The organism is Pseudomonas sp. BB438 (genome assembly GCF_057180225.1).
Window position 1 is genome coordinate 2,313,647 of record NZ_CM170001.1, and the last position, 16,859, is coordinate 2,330,505.

The 16,859-nt window shown below is 64.0% G+C and carries 16 protein-coding genes; 9 read left to right on the top strand and 7 right to left on the bottom strand.

Translation table 11 applies throughout. The features are described 5' to 3' along the window. Positions 1 to 15: 15 nt before the first annotated feature. Positions 16 to 1,614 (top strand): outer membrane protein transport protein, encoded by a 1,599-nt coding sequence (locus tag AC1ZV1_RS10890; RefSeq protein WP_484296718.1) that lies wholly within the window; start codon positions 16 to 18, stop codon positions 1,612 to 1,614. 10 nt (positions 1,615 to 1,624) lie between these two features. Next, the gene (locus AC1ZV1_RS10895; RefSeq protein WP_484296719.1) at positions 1,625 to 2,806 is read left to right on the top strand and encodes a MalM family protein; all 1,182 of its coding nucleotides are present in this window, start codon (positions 1,625 to 1,627) and stop codon (positions 2,804 to 2,806) included. Between the two features lie 106 nt (positions 2,807 to 2,912). On the opposite strand, the gene AC1ZV1_RS10900 is transcribed toward AC1ZV1_RS10895, so the two are convergent. From AC1ZV1_RS10900 to AC1ZV1_RS10930, 7 genes are all read right to left on the bottom strand, one after another. Further along, a complete protein-coding gene (locus tag AC1ZV1_RS10900; protein WP_484296720.1) occupies positions 2,913 to 3,899 on the bottom strand; it encodes an alpha-L-glutamate ligase-like protein in 987 nt (328 codons plus the stop codon). Positions 3,900 to 3,902: 3 nt separating this feature from the next. Then, positions 3,903 to 5,435: an osmotic stress tolerance membrane protein RloB gene (rloB, locus tag AC1ZV1_RS10905; RefSeq protein ID WP_484296721.1), complete on the bottom strand. Its 1,533-nt coding sequence runs from the start codon at positions 5,433 to 5,435 to the stop codon at positions 3,903 to 3,905. 4 nt (positions 5,436 to 5,439) lie between these two features. Next, positions 5,440 to 5,982 (bottom strand): retropepsin-like aspartic peptidase RloA, encoded by a 543-nt coding sequence (gene rloA / locus AC1ZV1_RS10910; protein ID WP_484296722.1) that lies wholly within the window; start codon positions 5,980 to 5,982, stop codon positions 5,440 to 5,442. A gap of 282 nt (positions 5,983 to 6,264) precedes the next feature. After that, positions 6,265 to 7,158: a DUF2950 domain-containing protein gene (locus tag AC1ZV1_RS10915; RefSeq protein ID WP_484296723.1), complete on the bottom strand. Its 894-nt coding sequence runs from the start codon at positions 7,156 to 7,158 to the stop codon at positions 6,265 to 6,267. 10 nt (positions 7,159 to 7,168) lie between these two features. Further along, positions 7,169 to 8,818 carry a DUF3300 domain-containing protein gene (locus AC1ZV1_RS10920; RefSeq protein WP_484296724.1) on the bottom strand — a complete coding sequence of 550 codons (1,650 nt, stop codon included), beginning with the start codon at positions 8,816 to 8,818 and terminating at the stop codon, positions 7,169 to 7,171. Between the two features lie 156 nt (positions 8,819 to 8,974). Continuing rightward, positions 8,975 to 9,793 (bottom strand): posphoenolpyruvate synthetase regulatory kinase/phosphorylase PpsR, encoded by an 819-nt coding sequence (gene ppsR / locus AC1ZV1_RS10925; protein ID WP_017516884.1) that lies wholly within the window; start codon positions 9,791 to 9,793, stop codon positions 8,975 to 8,977. A gap of 38 nt (positions 9,794 to 9,831) precedes the next feature. Further along, a complete protein-coding gene (locus AC1ZV1_RS10930) occupies positions 9,832 to 10,014 on the bottom strand; it encodes a hypothetical protein (protein WP_484296725.1) in 183 nt (60 codons plus the stop codon). Between AC1ZV1_RS10930 and ppsA the strand changes: the two genes are divergently transcribed. The 7 genes from ppsA (at position 9,961) to sigX (ending at position 16,849) form a co-directional block, all read left to right on the top strand. Continuing rightward, positions 9,961 to 12,330, top strand: coding sequence for a phosphoenolpyruvate synthase (gene ppsA / locus AC1ZV1_RS10935; RefSeq protein WP_484296726.1), 2,370 nt, complete (start codon positions 9,961 to 9,963; stop codon positions 12,328 to 12,330). The two genes, AC1ZV1_RS10930 and ppsA, sit on opposite strands and share 54 nt — an antisense overlap. 65 nt (positions 12,331 to 12,395) lie before the next feature. Continuing rightward, positions 12,396 to 13,370: an alpha/beta fold hydrolase gene (locus AC1ZV1_RS10940; RefSeq protein WP_484296727.1), complete on the top strand. Its 975-nt coding sequence runs from the start codon at positions 12,396 to 12,398 to the stop codon at positions 13,368 to 13,370. A 96-nt stretch (positions 13,371 to 13,466) separates the two neighbouring features. After that, positions 13,467 to 13,955 (top strand): ribonuclease E activity regulator RraA, encoded by a 489-nt coding sequence (gene rraA, locus AC1ZV1_RS10945; protein WP_484296728.1) that lies wholly within the window; start codon positions 13,467 to 13,469, stop codon positions 13,953 to 13,955. 101 nt (positions 13,956 to 14,056) lie between these two features. Further along, a complete protein-coding gene (locus tag AC1ZV1_RS10950; RefSeq protein ID WP_484296729.1) occupies positions 14,057 to 15,055 on the top strand; it encodes a zinc transporter ZntB in 999 nt (332 codons plus the stop codon). A 54-nt stretch (positions 15,056 to 15,109) separates the two neighbouring features. Further along, positions 15,110 to 15,358, top strand: a complete 249-nt coding sequence (locus tag AC1ZV1_RS10955; protein WP_484296730.1) for a CrfX protein — start codon at positions 15,110 to 15,112, stop codon at positions 15,356 to 15,358. A gap of 2 nt (positions 15,359 to 15,360) precedes the next feature. Continuing rightward, positions 15,361 to 16,185: a mechanosensitive ion channel family protein gene (locus AC1ZV1_RS10960; RefSeq protein WP_017516811.1), complete on the top strand. Its 825-nt coding sequence runs from the start codon at positions 15,361 to 15,363 to the stop codon at positions 16,183 to 16,185. A 73-nt stretch (positions 16,186 to 16,258) separates the two neighbouring features. Then, positions 16,259 to 16,849 carry an RNA polymerase sigma factor SigX gene (sigX, locus tag AC1ZV1_RS10965; protein WP_484296731.1) on the top strand — a complete coding sequence of 197 codons (591 nt, stop codon included), beginning with the start codon at positions 16,259 to 16,261 and terminating at the stop codon, positions 16,847 to 16,849. Positions 16,850 to 16,859 lie beyond the last annotated feature (10 nt).

Genomic DNA, 16,859 nt, shown 5'->3' on the forward strand with positions numbered 1-16,859 from the left:
ACGAGCGACCACTACATGACTATGCGCATTTCGCCCCTCGCGGTGGCGATGGCAGGGGTAGGGTTTGGCTGGGCGACGCTCGCCAACGCCCAGTTGGCGAACGACCTGACCATCGGCAACCCCAAGGCCATGGCCATGGCCAATGCGGTCACGGCCGACTCGACGGGCATCGACGCCGTGCACTACAACCCCGCCGCCCTGACCAAGCTCAAGGGGCGTCAGACCCAGATCAAGCTGATTACCGGGGTGATGGATATCCGCGCCGGCTTCAAGGCACCGTCGGACTACGGCTCTTCTGCCTTCGGCCTGGACGACGACCCGGTGGCCGGCGAGAACAGCCGTACCCTGACCCCGACCATGTACCTGCCGGGCCTTGGCGGCATGACGGATATGCCGCTGCTGGTGGCGCCGCTGGCGGGCCTGTCGATCAACCCGCCGGGTTCCAAGTTCACCTTCGCCACCAACGTCTATGCGCCCCAGGCGCTGGGCTATTCGCGCGACTCGGACAGCGATCCGGCGCGCTACGAAGGCCGCCGTGTCTCGTTGCAGCGCATCACCTACTTCTCACCCTCGGTGGGCTACGAGATCAACGACACGCTGTCGGCCGGCCTGTCCATCGGTTTCTCCCACCAGGCCATGGCGCTGGACACCGACTTCCGCAACCCCGGCCTGCTCACTGGACTGTTGCAGACCCTGCACGACACTACCTGCGTTCCCGGCGCGCAGGAGATCGTCGAGCTGGTGTTCAACGTCTGCGGTGGCCGTATCGGCCCCTACGACTCGCTGGCCAACCTTAAGCTGGACATGCAGCAGACCCTCTCGCCGAGCTTCAACCTGGGCGTACTGTGGGAACCCTACGACTGGTTCGCCTGGGGCGCGACCTACCAGAGCGAGTCGCGCATGCACCTCAAGGGCAAGTACCGTGTCGACTACAGCAAGGACTGGCAGGGCTTCTGGTCCGGTATGCAGAGCTCGATCTTCGGCGCCTTCCTCAGCCCGTTGTTCCCCTATGGCAACGCCGAGGAAGAGCACGGCGTGGCGACCCTGAACATGGTCAACCCGGACAGTTTCTCCACCGGTATCAAGGTGCGCCCGTTCGACAAGTGGCAGTTCAACTTCGACCTGAAGTGGACCGACTACAGCGACTGGAACAAGCTGGAAATCGAGTTCGACAAGGAGCTCGACCTGCTGCGCATCGCCAAGAACTTCGCGCCCAACGGCGCCACCGACCACAGCATCATCCTCGACCGTGGCTACCAGGACACCTGGAGCTATGCCATGGGCGTGCAGTACGACGTCAACGACCGCCTGCAACTGCGCGCCGGCTACGAGTACCGGCCCTCGGCGATTCCCAAGGACAAGGCCGACGCCCTGGTGCCGATCGGCGACGCCGATCTCTACGGCCTGGGCCTGGGCTACCAGTGGGACAAGGACACGGTAATCGACCTGGGCTTCAACTACTTCGTCTCCAAGCAGAGCATCAAGGCGGGCAGCAGCTGCAACATCAACTGCACCGGCATCGACAACCTGGTCTACAACCCCTATGCCGGCCTCGATGTCAGCACCACGGTGAAGGCGTACGTCTTCGCCATGACCTACCGCACCACCTTCTGAGGGCATGGACATGCACAGGCTGACCCTGCTGATTTCGTGCTTCGCCGCCGTCGGCGCGTGCGCTTCGGCGCAGGCCGCCAGCGGCCGTTACCTGTCGTGGATCGACGACAACGGCCAGGTGCACAACACCTTCGTCGACGCCAACTACGCCCAGCAGCAGCGCCAGGCGGACAAACGCATCGACCAGAGCGACCGCGCTCGGCTGATCGATGTCAGCGCAACGCAGTGGCCGGGCAGTCGGCCGGCGGGGGAGAGCAAGCGCCGCTACTTCACCTGGGTGGACGCCCAGGGCAACCTGCAGAACAGCTTCTACGCGGCCGGCCAGGTGGCGCCTGGTCGCGCCGACTACGTGCTGCCCAATGGCGACCATTCTTCGGAGTACATCGACGCGGAGTCCTATGAGGACCGTGGCTTTGTCCGTAGCGAGAACGGCAACCCGTACTTCACCTGGGTCGACGACAAGGGCCAGGTACGCAACTCGCCGATCACGGCGGAGCAACGCGGAGCAATGTTCCGGCGGGGCGAGCAGGGCGGCAGCAATATCGCCTTCACCGAAGGGCGGCAGATCGACCTGAAGACACGCCCGAACAACCTGCCGGGGCTCGACGGCACGAGCGAGCAGACCGATGCCATGAAGGCGCTGCTCAAGGGCAGCGGCAAGACGCTGGACGACCTCTACGTCGACCTGCAGCGGCGTTGCTGCGACCAGATGGGCGATGGCGACTTCACCGAACTGTCGGCGGAGGAACCGCGCTACGAAGAGCTGAACAAGTTCTCGCCGAGCTTCGACTTCCCCATGGGCAAGAGCTACTTCGTGGCGATGAAGCTGCCCAGTTCCCAGCGCGTCTACGGCCTGCGCGTGCGCAGCTTCGCCAACCACCAGGTGGTCTACCCGTCGCTGCTGTTCCTTGACGAGCAGAAGCGCCCGACCCGGCTGGTGAGCGACGCCGTGTACAAGCTCAATCCGGAGACCTGGTATCGCTACGCCTTCATCGAGGGCACGGTGCCGGTGCGCGCCAACCAGGGTGAGCGCTACGTGCTGCTGCTCACCACCGACGAGGACCGCAGCCTGCAGACCCTCGACAACAAGCCGTACAAGCGTCCGCTGGAGGACCTGGCGGTGAACGAGGCGGGGATGAAGGTGCGCGAGCACAGTGACCAGGGTGGGTTCGAACTGGCAGTGGTGCGCTGAAGCCTCTACCGGTTAACACCGGGGCCCGAGCGGGCCCGGTGCGTGACATCCGATGGCCATGAAAAAGCCCGGCAGGTGCCGGGCTTTTTTCCGGGGGCAGGGCGCCTCAGATTTCCTTCGGCGGTACGTGACCGAAAAGCTGCTGGGAGAAGCGCACGCGCTCTTCCACGGTCTCCTTCACGCCCTTGGCTTCCAGCTCGGCGAGGTGTGCCTCGACCGCGTGGGTGCGCAGGGTCAGGCCGCAGTCGTTGGCGATCTGGATGTTCAGGCCGGGACGGGCGTTGAGCTCGAGGATCAGCGGGCCCTTGTCCTGGTCCAGCACCATGTCCACACCGATGTAGCCGAGGCCGCAGAGCTCGTGGCAGCCGGCCGCGAGCTTCATGAAACCGTCCCAGAACGGCAGTTGCACACCGTCGACCGCGTTGGTGGTGTCCGGGTGCTTGCTGATCTTGTTGTTCAGCCAGGTGCCGCGCAGGGTCAGGCCCGTGGCCAGGTCCACACCCACGCCGATGGCGCCCTGGTGCAGGTTGGCCTTGCCGTTGGACTGGCGCGTCGGCAGGCGCAGCATCGCCATCACCGGGTAGCCCATCAGCACGATGATGCGGATGTCCGGTACGCCTTCGTAGCTGATGCTCTTGAAGATCTGGTCCGGGGTTACCCGGTACTCGATCAGGGCGCGGTCGCGGTGGCCGCCCAGCGAGTACAGGCCGGTGAGGATGCTCGACAGCTGGTGCTCGATTTCCTCATGGCTGATGATCCGCCCGGAGACCGTCTTGTAGCGCTCCTCGAAGCGGTCGGCGATCACCAGGATGCCGTCGCCGCCGGCGCCTTGCGCCGGCTTGATCACGAAGTCGCTGCGCTCGCCGATGATTTCCGGCAGGCGCTCGATTTCCTTTTCGGTGGAGATGATCCCGTACATTTCCGGTACGTGGATACCCGCCTCGATGGCACGCTGCTTGGTGATGATCTTGTCGTCGACGATCGGATACAGGTGCCGCTGGTTGTACTTGAGCACGTAGTCCGCGTTGCGTCGGTTGATGCCCATGATGCCTTTGGCTTCCAGGGCTTTCCATCGCTTGATCAGGCCGAACATGGCTTAGTCCTTGAGGAAGGCTTTGAAGCGGAACAGTTCGGTCAGGCGGTAGCCGCGGTAGCGACCCATCGCCAGCATGAACGACACCAGAATCAGCAACACGGCCGGGAAGGTGAACACGAAGTACACCAGCTCCGGGACGCGCATCAGGATGTGCGCCAGGGCGGCGGCGAACAGGGTGCCGATGGCGGCCTTCATGGCGTGGGCGGCGCCTCGTTCTTCCCAGGTGATCGACAGGCGTTCGATGCTCATGGTCAGAATCACCATCGGGAACAGGGCGACCGACAGGCCGCTCTCGAAGCCGAGCTTGTGGCTGAGCAGGCTGATGGCGGCAATCATCACCACGACGAAGGTCAGCACCACCGACAGACGCGGCAGCATCTGCAGCTTCAGGTGTTCCAGGTACGAGCGTAGCGACAGGCCCAGCGCGGTGATGATGGTGAACAGGCCGATACCCCACTGCAGGCCGGTCTCGCGGAAGGCCAGGGCGATCAGCACCGGAGTGAATGTCCCCAGTGTCTGCAGGCCGATCAGATTGCGCAGCACGAGGATCACCAGCACGCCGAACGGGATCATGATCATGATCTGGAAGGTCTGCTGGGTGGACAGCGGCAGGCCATACAGCGAGTACTCGAGGAAGGCCGCGTCGGTGTTCTCGTCCGACAGCTTGGCCAGGCGGATGGCGTTCATCTCGCTGCTGTTGAGGCTGAAGCTGACCTGGGCCTTCTTGCCGCCCTCGATGGACAGCAGGCTTTCGTCACCCAGCCACCAGATCAGACGGTCGGCCGGCAGGCCGCGCTCGCCGGTTTCCGGGTTGAAGTACAGCCATTCCTTGCCGTTGTAGCTGCGCAGCCAGAGCTCGGGTTGCTGCGGCTGGTTGGCGATCAGGCGGATGGTGTGCACGCGCTCCAGCGGTACGTGGGCCACGGCCAGCAGGGTTTCGACCACGTGGGAGCGCTTGTCCAGGCTGGTATCGCCGGCCAGCAGCAGCTTCACGTTGTCGTCGCTCAGGTTGTTGGCGCGCTTGATGGCTTCACTGACGAAGGTCTCGACGTCTGCCGAATGCTGGCGGATGGGCGCGATCAGGGCCTCGGCGGCGATCTTGTCCGGGCCTTCCAGGGGCAGGCTGTCGCGGAAGATCGGGCCCTTCTCCTTGGCCTTCTCGCTGGCGCCGGCGTAGCGCTTGGTCAGCACCAGGCGGTAGTACAGGGTCTGCTGGCCGTTGGCGCGGCGCGACGACCAGGTGACCTTGCGGTTGCCATCGGAGCGGTTGATGCCCACGCCGTAGTTGTTGGAGACGAAGCTCTCGTTGAGGCTGACGTAATCCTGGGTCAGCGGCGGCACGAACATCTGCACCTTCACCGGAGTCTTCGGCGTGGCGACGAACTCGACTTTGGCGTCGATGTTCCACAGGTCGTCGGTCTCGGCCTCGGTCATGGGAATGCCGAGGACGAAGATCTGGTAGGCGGTGATCGCGACGCCCAGCGTCAGCAGGATGGCGATCAGGACCTTCAGATGCAGGGTAAGAGAGCGCATGGGATTACTCGGCAGGTTTCGCTACGGGTTGGCAGCCGGGCTTGCCGGCAGCGTATTTCAGGCTCGGGTCGACCAGGGCGCCGAAGCGCTTGAGCGCGTCGGAGCCGATCAGGAGCGGGTATTGGAAGGCGCTGCGGTCGGTAAGGTTCACTTCGATGGTGCGCAGGGCCTTGCCCATGCACAGCTGAAGTTCGATCACCGGACGCGCGGTATAGGCCTTGCCTTCGTCGGGGTCGTAGTCGCCGTGGCGGCGTTTGATCTTGCTGATGCGCGCCAGGGGCTTCTCGATCGGCTGGCTGTCGGCGGTGTCGGTGGCCAGGTAGAAGCGCACCCAGGTTTCGCCGTCGCGCTTGAAGCGCTTGATGTCGCGAGCACTGAGGGAGGCCGTCTTGGCGCCGGTGTCGAGCTTGGCGGCCAGTTCGATGCCCAGGTCGTTGATGCGGGCGTATTCGTTCAGGCCATAGACGGTCTTGCCGGCAGCGGCACTCATGCCGGAAAGCAGGAAGAGGCTGAGGAAGAGGAGCAGGGCTGTGGGCGTGAGTCTCATGGGCCTTGATGAGTAAGTGGCCGCAAAGCCTTGGAAAGAAACGCCCCGGTCGTCACCCCATGCGGCTGTAGCCGGCTTGCGAGCCGGCTGGCCTGGTGACGCCAGGCAATAGCGCGGCGAATTCTATCATGTGGTTTTTCGCTGGCGACAGTCGGTTGGCGCCTTGGCAGGGTATTTGTTACAGGCCTATGACGGGCCTCCGCGTGCCCGCTGGGAGCTGGTGCGGGTGACGGGCTTCTCTGATCCCGTCCGACCGCCGGGCGGCCGGGCGGGCTCAGTCACTCAGGGCTTTTCCTCTTCTGCAGAGACCTCGGTCCAGCTGCTGTCCGGGTCGAAGCGGGTCATCTTCAGGGCGATCTTGCCGCTATCCGGGCCGAGGTTCTTGGAGAAAATCTCCCCATCGTGGCTGATCATGAAGCTCATGACACCGCTGTCACCGTACTTCACCGGCCAGGCGATGAGGGCGAAGCCTCGGGTCATCTTGCCGCCGATCAGGTAGTCGTAGGCGCCACCCGGCGCCGAGGGGCCTTGGGCGGTGAGGATGCGGTAGTGGTAGCCGTGCCAGCCTTCGCCGGGCAACTCATCGCCAAACAGCGGGCCGAGCGGGCTTTCCTCGCCGTTTTCCTCTTCCGGCCAGTACAGGCCGTCGTGCTGGCCATCGCTGCTGACGAACTTCTGCGCGTATTCCAGTACCCCGTCGCCATTGCGGTCCACCTCGGCGAAGTCCATCTGCGCGTCGTGATAGGCCTGCACGGCTTCCAGGGTCGACTCCTCGTTGCGCCCGATGCGGCGGATGCGGATCTCTTCGCCACCTGCCTTGGCATCGAACGCCCAGCCGTCCTTTGCGTGGACGATCGGCAGGGGCAGCGTCCAGGGATCGTTGCCGACCACCAGATGGGCGAGGTGGGCGTTGTCCTTCTCGATCTGGTGCTTGTCCCGGTAATGGGCGAGGAAGGCGTCGACCTCGTCGCGGTCGATGTCCGCGGTCGGAATGTAGCTCTGCCAATCCTTGCCCAGCAGCGCCGCGAGGCGTTCGGGGTCGGCCTTTTCGGTACCCAGGGCGGCGACGAACGCGTCGGCGGCCGCGTCGGGAGTGGGGAAGTTCTCCTGCGCCAGGAGGCAGCAGGGCAGGGTGCCCAGGAGGGCGAGCGCCAGCAGGCGCAATGCGATAGGCATGGCTCGTCTCCTAGCGGCGCCGACCGCCGCCGGAGGGCGCGCGGGCTGGGCGTTGTACGGTGTGGCCGGCGCGTGCGGCCTGCGGGCGGCTGGCAGCGGCACGGCTGGCCTGCCCGCGGTTGGCGACTTCGCGGGACTGCCGTGGGTTGTTGGCCCCGGCGAAGGCATTGTTGCGCGGGGCCTGGGTGCGCGCGTGCTGCTGGCGGGCCTGCTCGCGGACCTGCTGGTTGTTCTGCGCCCGTGGTCGTTGCTGCGTCTGGTTGCTGCGATTCGGCAGCGGGTCCTGGGCGCGTGGGCGGTTGTCGGACGTGCGATTCAGCTCGCGGGTGGCGGCCTGCGCCCGGTCACGGGCCTGGGCGTTGTCACGCGCGTCGCGGTTTCCTTGCTGTAGGCGTTGCTGCGCCTGCGGGTTGTCCCGCAGATCCCGGGTGGCGGCCTGGGCGCGTTCGCGAGCCTGGGCGTTATTGGCTGCGGGTGGGGCGATGCCGCGCTGGGTCAGGCTTTCCCTGGCCCGTGAGCGTTCTTCGGCGCGCGCCGAGTCGAAGCCGCGCATGGCTTCGCGCTGTTCGCCACCGGCCAGGCGGCGGCTGTATTGCTCGCGGCTGGCCGCGTCGCGGTACGGCACACCATTGCGATAGGTCGGGTTGTGCTGCCACTTCGTCCGGTTGCCGTTCACGTTACGGTTGCTGTTGAACTCGCGGTTGGTGTTGACGTTGCGATTGCTGTTGAAGGTGTTGTGATGCTCCACGTCGACGTCGATTTCATGGTCGTCCCAGTCGCAATCGCCCCAGAGCGAGCCGACGATAGCGATGCCCGCGCCGAATGCCAGGCCGGTGGCCAGGGCGGTGGCGACGGGGTATTCGGGTGGCGGTGGATAGTAGACCGGCGGGCTGGCCGGATAGGGCCAGGTGCCATAGACCTGCGTGGGGTTGTAGCTGGGTACGTAGACCACCTGCGGGTCGGTGGGCTCGATGATGATGGTCTGCGCTGGCGCCGGTTGCTGCACCACCACCGTGCCGCCGCCGGAAGCGGGCTGCGCCGGGGCAGGCTGGGCGGCTGGCTTGATGGTGACGGTCTGCTGCTGGTTCGATTGCAGGTTACCGGCGGCCTGGGCCTGACGGCGCAGGCGCTGGATGGAGTCCATCACTGCCTCGGGCTGGGCGAGGAACGCATCGCCGACGCGTTGCACCCAGGCCGGGTCCTGTCCCAGCGTGGCCAGTACCTGCGGGAAGGCGACCAGTGACTGCACGCTCGGGTCCCAGGGCTGGTCGGCCACCTGTTTCACTGCATCATCGCCCAGCGCCTTGGGGTGGGCCTTCGACCAGGTCACTGCATCGGCCACGTTGCCGGGGTAGGTGGTCGCCATCAGCACCTGGGCCAGCAGCGAGTCGGGATACAGCGCCAGCGGGGCGAGCATCTGGTCCAGCTCCTCGACGCTGAAGACTGCCTGCGAGGCGGCGGGGGCCGCTGCAGGAGCTGCCTGCGCTGGGGCGGCAACCGGGGGCGGCGCAGGCGGCGCTGGAGGCGGAGGTGCGGTCGCGGCAGGGGGGCTGGCGGGCGGGGTGGCGGCAGCGGTGGTCTTGGCGGCGGGCTTGTCGCCCGAGTCGCAGCCGGCCAGCGCCAGCAGGGCAATCAGAATCAGGTACTGACATTCTCGCATGGCGCTCTCCTGTGCCGGGGGAATGCCCGATCCGTGAAAACTGCCACGGGTAAAACGCGGGTTCAGAGAATGATAGGCGCCCCAATGAAAGGCTGCAGAAAGTCGAACGGCCGGTAATGCCGGCCGTCGGTTGGGGGATTTTTAGGCTGTAGCCGGTTACTTTAGCCGGCGCTCGACGCCTTTCTCGACGAGGATCTTGGCGGAGATCTCTTCCACCGAGAAATGGGTCGAGTTGATATAGGCGATGTTCTCGCGGCGGAACAGGTTTTCCACCTCGCGAACCTCGAACTCGCACTGGGCGAAGCTGGCATAGCGGCTGTTTGGCTTGCGCTCGTGACGGATGGCAGTGAGCCGGTCCGGGTCGATGGTGAGGCCGAACAGCTTGTGCTTGTACGGCTTGAGCGCGTTGGGCAGTTGCAGGCGCTCCATGTCCTCTTCGGTCAGCGGGTAGTTCGCCGCGCGGATACCGTATTGCAGGGCCATATAAAGGCAGGTGGGCGTCTTGCCGCAGCGCGAGACGCCGACGAGGATCAGGTCGGCCTTGTCGTAGTAGTGGGTGCGGGCGCCGTCGTCGTTGTCGAGGGCGAAGTTCACCGCATCGATCCGCTCCATGTAGTGCGGGTTGTGGCCGATGCTGTGGGATTTTCCGACGGAATACGACGAGTCTGAGGATAATTCTTGCTCGAGCGGGGACAAAAAGGTCGAGAAGATGTCAATCATGAAACCGTTGGATTGCGCCAGGACCGAGCGGATCTCACGATTGACGATGGTATCGAAGATGATCGGTCTTGCTCCGTCCGCCTCCGCAGCCCGGTTGATTTGCTGTACCATGACGCGCGCTTTTTCTTCGGTATCGATGTAAGGTCGCGTCAGTTTGGTGAAGTTGATGTTTTCGAACTGCGCCAGAAGGCTCTGGCCGAGGGTTTCGGCAGTGATGCCGGTGCCGTCGGAAATGAAAAATGCAGTTCGTTTCATGTGCGCTGCGGGCCTTATTAGGTAGGATCCAATCCTGGTTATGATAGACCCCGCGTTTGCAAGGCCCTTTGCCGGGGCATTCTCACCCATTTTTCCGGCTCCGGCCAGACAGGGTGGGGCGGCTCCGACTCGTATGACCTTTTCCAACACTTAGTGGAGAGATCACCTTGGTAGAGTACGTAGTTTCCCTCGATAAGCTCGGCGTCCACGATGTCGAACATGTGGGGGGCAAGAACGCATCCCTGGGCGAAATGATCAGCAACCTCGCCGGTGCCGGCGTTTCCGTACCGGGTGGCTTCGCCACTACCGCCCAGGCCTACCGTGACTTCCTCGAGCAGAGCGGCCTCAACGATCGCATCCACGCGGCCCTCGATGCCCTGGACGTGGACGACGTCAGCGCCCTGGCCAAGACCGGTGCGCAGATCCGCCAGTGGGTGATGGACGCCGAGTTCCCCGAGCGTCTCGATGCCGAGATTCGCAAGGCCTTCGCGGAGATGGCTGGCGGCAACGACAACATGGCCGTGGCCGTGCGTTCCTCTGCCACCGCCGAAGACCTGCCGGACGCGTCCTTCGCCGGCCAGCAGGAGACCTTCCTTAATATCCGCGGCGTGGACAACGTGATCCGCGCGGCCAAGGAAGTCTTCGCCTCCCTCTTCAATGATCGCGCCATCGCCTACCGCGTGCACCAGGGCTTCGACCACAAGCTGGTCGCCCTGTCCGCCGGTGTGCAGCGCATGGTGCGCTCGGAAACCGGTACCGCCGGCGTGATGTTCACCCTGGATACCGAATCCGGTTTCCGTGACGTGGTGTTCATCACCGGCGCCTACGGCCTCGGCGAGACCGTGGTGCAGGGCGCCGTGAACCCCGACGAGTTCTATGTCCACAAGCCGACCCTGGAAGCCGGCCGCCCGGCTATCCTGCGCCGCAACCTGGGCAGCAAGGCCATCAAGATGATCTACGGCGAGGAAGCCAAGGCCGGCAAGTCGGTCAAGGTGGTCGACGTGGAGAAGGCCGACCGCGCCCGCTTCGCCCTGTCCGACGCCGAAGTGATCGAGCTGGCCAAGCAGGCCCTGATCATCGAGAAGCACTACGAGCGTCCGATGGACATCGAGTGGGCCAAGGACGGTGACGATGGCAAGCTGTACATCGTGCAGGCCCGTCCGGAAACCGTGAAGAGCCGTTCCAGCGCCAACGTGATGGAACGCTACCTGCTCAAGGAAAAAGGCAAGGTTCTGGTCGAGGGCCGTGCCATTGGCCAGCGCATCGGCGCTGGCCCGGTGAAGGTGATCCACGACGTTTCCGAGATGGACAAGGTCCAGCCGGGCGACGTCCTGGTCTCCGACATGACCGACCCGGACTGGGAACCCGTGATGAAGCGCGCCAGCGCCATCGTCACCAACCGTGGCGGCCGTACCTGCCACGCTGCGATCATCGCCCGTGAACTGGGCATTCCGGCAGTCGTCGGCTGTGGCAATGCCACCGCGGCGCTGAAGGACGGCCAGCGCGTGACCGTATCCTGCGCCGAAGGTGACACCGGCCTGATCTACGAAGGCGAACTGGGCTTTGACGTCCGCCAGAACTCGGTCGACGCCATGCCCGACCTGCCGTTCAAGATCATGATGAACGTCGGCAACCCGGACCGGGCCTTCGACTTCGCCCAGCTGCCGAACGAAGGGGTGGGCCTGGCCCGTCTGGAATTCATCATCAACCGCATGATTGGCGTGCATCCCAAGGCGCTGCTGAATTTCGCCAGCCTGCCGGCGGATATCAAGGAGAGCGTCGAGAAGCGCATCGCCGGTTACGACGATCCGGTCGGCTTCTACGTCGAAAAGCTGGTTGAGGGTGTCAGCACCCTGGCCGCCGCCTTCTGGCCGAAGAAGGTCATTGTGCGTCTGTCGGACTTCAAGTCCAACGAATACGCCAACCTGATCGGCGGCAAGCTCTACGAACCGGAAGAAGAGAACCCGATGCTCGGCTTCCGTGGCGCCTCGCGCTACATCAGCGAATCCTTCCGTGATTGCTTTGAGCTCGAATGCCGCGCGATGAAGAAGGTCCGCAACGAAATGGGCCTCACCAACGTCGAGCTGATGGTGCCGTTCGTCCGTACCCTGGGCGAAGCCTCCCAGGTCGTCGACCTGCTGGCCACCAATGGCCTCAAGCGTGGCGAGAACGGCCTGCGCGTCATCATGATGTGCGAGCTGCCGTCCAACGCCCTGCTGGCCGATGAGTTCCTCGAGTTCTTCGACGGCTTCTCCATCGGTTCCAACGACCTGACCCAACTGACCCTGGGCCTGGACCGTGACTCGGGCATCGTCGCGCACCTGTTCGACGAGCGTAACCCGGCCGTGAAGAAGCTGCTGTCCAATGCCATCCAGGCGTGCAACCGCGCCGGCAAGTACATCGGCATCTGTGGCCAGGGCCCGTCGGACCACCCGGACCTGGCCAAGTGGCTGATGGAACAGGGCATCGAGAGCGTGTCGCTGAACCCCGACTCGGTCCTCGACACCTGGTTCTTCCTCGCCGAAGGCCAGTCCTGACGACTCCTTCTCCATCCTGAGAAGGGCGGGTGATTTCACCCGCCCTTTTTTATGCAAGCGATTCCATGCAAAGCAGCAGTCAACTCTTTCCGGTCGCCCTCCTGAGCGCCGAATTGCGCGGTGACCTCACCGAGGACGTCTACCGCCTCAAGCCGAACAACAGCCCGGATTCCAGCGTCGAGCTGGCCGTTACTCGTCTGGGACTTCTGCAAGGACGCCGCGGCGTGCCGGTCATCCTGTTGCACGGCAGCTTCTCCAATCGCCGCTTCTGGTTCTCGCCCAAAGGCATCGGCCTGGGCGCGTACCTGGCTCGCGCGGGGTTCGATGTATGGATCGCCGAGATGCGGGGCCACGGTCTGTCGCCACGCAACGAGGATTACGACCGCAATCGCGTCGCCGACTACGCGCGCTTCGACCTGCCGGCCATTGCCAATTTCGTGGTGGAGCAGAGCGGCCAGGCGCCGCACTGGGTCGGTCACTCCCTGGGCGGCGTCACGCTGGCGGCTGCGCTGGGTGGCGGCTATCTGGACGAACGGCAGGCAGCCAGCGCAGCGCTGTGTGGCAGCCAGGTCAGTCGCACCTACTGGCCGCTGAAGCTGCCGCCGGTGGCCTGGAGCGGGCGTTTCCTGCTCAAGCGCATGGGCGGGCTATCCGGCTCGCGGCTCAAGCGTGGACCCGAAGACGAGCCGTTGGGGCTCGCCCTGGAGGCGCTGCACTGGTACAGCCTGTTCGGCCGCTTTGGCGAGAAGGACAACGATTGGTGGGGTGGCCTGCAGAAGGTTGGCGTGCCGGTGCTCGCCGTGGCCTCCGACGGCGATATCCAGGACCCGGCCTGGGCTTGCCGCAAACTGCTGGAGCAGTTCGGCTCCGAGGTCCGCGAGTACCTGCACCTGGGGCGACGCCAGGGCTTTTGCGAGGATTTCGGGCATGTCGAGATGCTGATCAGCAAGGGCGCCCAGCGTGAAGTCTGGCCGCAACTGCAGCATTGGCTGGAGCACGGTGGCCTCCCGGCAGGGCAAGGTGCTCTGGCGCAGGCTTGAGCTTGGCGTGGCAGGGAGTAGACTGTGACGCCATTGCGGCTTTCAGTCACATCCAGGCCTGAAACCCTGCCGGATTTCATCAAGAGGAGCTTCTCCATGCATTACGTCACCCCCGATCTGTGCGATGCCTACCCGGAGCTGGTTCAGGTCGTCGAGCCGATGTTCAGCAACTTCGGCGGGCGGGACTCCTTCGGTGGCGAAATCGTCACCATCAAGTGCTTCGAGGACAACTCGCTGGTGAAGGAGCAGGTCGAGAAGGACGGCAAGGGCAAGGTACTGGTGGTGGACGGCGGTGGTTCGCTGCGCCGCGCGCTGCTGGGTGACATGCTGGCCGAGAAGGCTGCCAAGAGCGGATGGGAGGGCATTGTGGTGTACGGCTGTATCCGCGATGTCGACGTGATCGCGCAGACTGACCTGGGCGTGCAGGCGCTGGCCAGCCACCCGATGAAGACCGACAAGCGCGGTATCGGCGACCTGAACGTGGCCGTGACCTTCGGTGGTATCACCTTCCGCCCGGGCGACTTCATCTATGCTGACAACAACGGCATCATCGTTTCGCCTAAATCGTTGAAAATGCCGGAATAATTCGAACCTTCCGACGGGAGTTCGGGTCAATGCCGGAAGCGAAAGCTTCCGGCATTTTTCATGGTGCCTCGCGACAGCGACCTTGAACGAAGGAATAGGGCATGCAGCAGTACGAGAGCGGCACGGAGCGCGGACTGATCGACGGCTTCGTGCTGGACGGCCGCGGCGGTGGCCGGCGGATAACCCGCAGCGAGTTGCCGCTGCTGGATCTCAAGCCCGAGGAAAGCCTCTGGGTGCACTGGGATCGCGGCGTGCCCGAAGCCCAGTCCTGGCTGCGCGAGTCCAGCGGGCTGAATGAGTTTGCCTGCGACCTGCTGCTGGAGGAGGCGACCCGCCCGCGCCTCGTGGATCTCGGTGGTGAGCGCCTGCTGCTGTTCCTGCGCGGGGTCAACCTGAACCCCGGTGCGGTGCCGGAGGATATGGTTTCGCTGCGGGTTTACGCCGAATCGCAGCGGGTGATTTCCCTGCGCCTGCGCCCGCTCAAGGCCGTGGCCGACTTGCGCGCCGACCTGGATGCCGGAACCGGTCCAAAGACGGCTTCGGAAGTGGTGCTGTACCTCGCCCACTACCTCACTGATCGTGTCGACACCCTGATTGGTGGCCTAGCCGACCAGCTCGACGCCATGGAAGAGGCCATCGAGGAAGACGAGCGCAGCATCCCCGATCAGCATCAGTTGCGAGCGCTGCGCCGTCGCGCGGCGGGGTTGCGCCGCTACCTGGCGCCGCAGCGAGAGATCTACTCGCAGATGGTCCGGTTCAAGGCCGCCTGGACGGTCGCCGACGATGCCGACTACTGGAACGAGTTGTACAACCGCCTGACCCGCAACCTTGAGGAACTGGAGCTGGTGCGTGAGCGCATCAGCCTGATCCAGGAGGCCGAACATCGTCGAATTACCGAGCGGATGAACCGCACCATGTACCTGCTTGGTATCATTACCGGCTTTTTCCTGCCCATGAGCTTCGTGACCGGACTCCTGGGCATCAACGTAGGCGGTATTCCCGGCTCCAGTGCACCCTACGGCTTCGCCGTGGCCTGCGTGGCAATCATCGGGATCGCGACGTTCCAGTGGTGGGTCTTCCGCCGCCTGCGTTGGCTCTAGGTGTGACTTTTGAGGTGGTGAGGGCGTCAAGCACCTCACACAGGCGAGGTGCGCATGCACGACCCATTTGAAGAATCCTTGCGTGATCTGCTGCGAATGCCCCCGGAACAGCCGGGAGACGATTCGCGCCTGGATCGCGTCCTGAAGACCGCCAATCGCCAGGTAGGCGCGGGCGATCTGTTCAGCCTGATGGGGCACTGGTTCCAGGCCCTGTCCATTGGTGTGAGCCGTGGCGCCGCGCACCTTGCGCCCGTCTCGCGCCGCGCGCAGAATTCCGCCCCTTCCGCTGACAAGGCCGACTGAACATGCAATTCGACATCTGGACGCAAAGCCTGCTCACCGCCATGAACACCCTGTGGGGCAAGCTGGCCGGGTTCATTCCGAACCTGCTCGCCGCGCTGGTGATCGTGCTGCTCGGCTTCGTCGTCGCCAAACTGCTCGACGCGCTGCTCTCCAAGCTGCTCGCCAAGCTCGGCCTCGATCGCCTGATGGCTGGCACGGGCCTGACCAAGCTGCTGTCGCGCGCCGGCATCCAGGTACCGGTCTCGACGCTGATCGGCAAGATCGTCTATTGGTTCGTGCTGCTGGTCTTCCTGGTTTCCGCCGCGGAATCGCTCGGCCTGCAGCGCGTCTCGGCGACCCTGGACATGCTTGCGCTGTACCTGCCCAAGGTGTTCGGCGCGGCGCTGGTACTGATCGTCGGCATCCTGCTCGCCCAGTTGGCCAACAGCCTGGTGCGCGGCGCTGCCGACGGCGTCGGTCTGGAGTACTCGAACGGCCTGGGCCGTGTCGCCCAGTGGCTGGTCATTATCATCAGCATTTCGGTGGCCATCGGTCAGCTGGAGGTGAAGACCGACCTGCTGAACTACATCATCGCCATCGTGCTGATCACCATCGGACTGGCCGCTGCCCTGGCGCTGGGGCTCGGTAGTCGCGAAGTGGCGGGGCAGATCATTGCCGGGATCTACGTGCGGGAGCTGTATCAGGTCGGACAACAGGTGAAAGTGGCGGATGTCGAAGGCATCATCGAGGAAATTGGTACCATCAAGACTATCCTGCTGACAGACGAGGGTGAGCTGGTGTCGATCGCCAACCGCATCCTGCTCGATCAGCGTGTAACCAGTCGCTGAAGATGATGACCGATTGCCGGTACGGCTGCCTGAAAGCCGTGCCGGACGCTGACTTGACCTGGCCCGACCCGACTTGAACAAGCCGCAACCACTCTCCTTGCGCTATGACCCGCGCCAGCTCACCGACGAGGAGCTGGTGGAGCGTTCTCACGAGGAGCTTTACCACGTGACGCGGGCCTACGAAGAGCTGATGCGCCGCTACCAGCGCACGCTCTTCAACGTCTGCGCGCGCTACCTGGGCAACGACCGGGACGCCGATGATGTGTGTCAAGAGGTCATGCTCAAGGTGTTGTATGGTCTGAAGAACTTCGAGGGAAAGTCGAAGTTCAAGACCTGGCTGTACAGCATCACTTACAACGAGTGCATTACGCAGTATCGGAAGGAACGGCGTAAACGCAGATTGCTCGATGCGCTGAGTCTGGATCCGGTTGAGGAGGCCTCTGAAGAGAAGGCTCCGAAAGTCGAAGAACGGGGTGGGCTAGACCGCTGGCTAGTTCATGTCAATCCCATTGATCGGGAAATCCTCGTGCTTCGATTTGTTGCGGAACTGGAGTTCCAGGAAATCGCCGACATCATGCACATGGGGCTTAGCGCCACGAAAATGCGCTACAAACGTGCACTCGATCGAATGAGAGAAAAGTTTTCGAATGTGACGGAATCTTAGTCCGGGAAAT

Bases quoted from the DNA above. Each gene is read 5' to 3' on its own strand.
- rloA (WP_484296722.1), bottom strand. From the start codon at position 5,982: ATGAGACTCACGCCCACAGCCCTGCTCCTCTTCCTCAGCCTCTTCCTG.
- AC1ZV1_RS10955 (WP_484296730.1), top strand. From the start codon at position 15,110: ATGCACGACCCATTTGAAGAATCCTTGCGTGATCTGCTGCGAATGCCC.
- AC1ZV1_RS10915 (WP_484296723.1), bottom strand. From the start codon at position 7,158: ATGCCTATCGCATTGCGCCTGCTGGCGCTCGCCCTCCTGGGCACCCTG.
- AC1ZV1_RS10930 (WP_484296725.1), bottom strand. From the start codon at position 10,014: ATGTTCGACATCGTGGACGCCGAGCTTATCGAGGGAAACTACGTACTC.
- AC1ZV1_RS10895 (WP_484296719.1), top strand. From the start codon at position 1,625: ATGCACAGGCTGACCCTGCTGATTTCGTGCTTCGCCGCCGTCGGCGCG.
- AC1ZV1_RS10950 (WP_484296729.1), top strand. From the start codon at position 14,057: ATGCAGCAGTACGAGAGCGGCACGGAGCGCGGACTGATCGACGGCTTC.
- AC1ZV1_RS10920 (WP_484296724.1), bottom strand. From the start codon at position 8,818: ATGCGAGAATGTCAGTACCTGATTCTGATTGCCCTGCTGGCGCTGGCC.
- AC1ZV1_RS10890 (WP_484296718.1), top strand. From the start codon at position 16: ATGACTATGCGCATTTCGCCCCTCGCGGTGGCGATGGCAGGGGTAGGG.
- ppsR (WP_017516884.1), bottom strand. From the start codon at position 9,793: ATGAAACGAACTGCATTTTTCATTTCCGACGGCACCGGCATCACTGCC.
- AC1ZV1_RS10900 (WP_484296720.1), bottom strand. From the start codon at position 3,899: ATGTTCGGCCTGATCAAGCGATGGAAAGCCCTGGAAGCCAAAGGCATC.
- AC1ZV1_RS10940 (WP_484296727.1), top strand. From the start codon at position 12,396: ATGCAAAGCAGCAGTCAACTCTTTCCGGTCGCCCTCCTGAGCGCCGAA.
- rloB (WP_484296721.1), bottom strand. From the start codon at position 5,435: ATGCGCTCTCTTACCCTGCATCTGAAGGTCCTGATCGCCATCCTGCTG.
- AC1ZV1_RS10960 (WP_017516811.1), top strand. From the start codon at position 15,361: ATGCAATTCGACATCTGGACGCAAAGCCTGCTCACCGCCATGAACACC.
- rraA (WP_484296728.1), top strand. From the start codon at position 13,467: ATGCATTACGTCACCCCCGATCTGTGCGATGCCTACCCGGAGCTGGTT.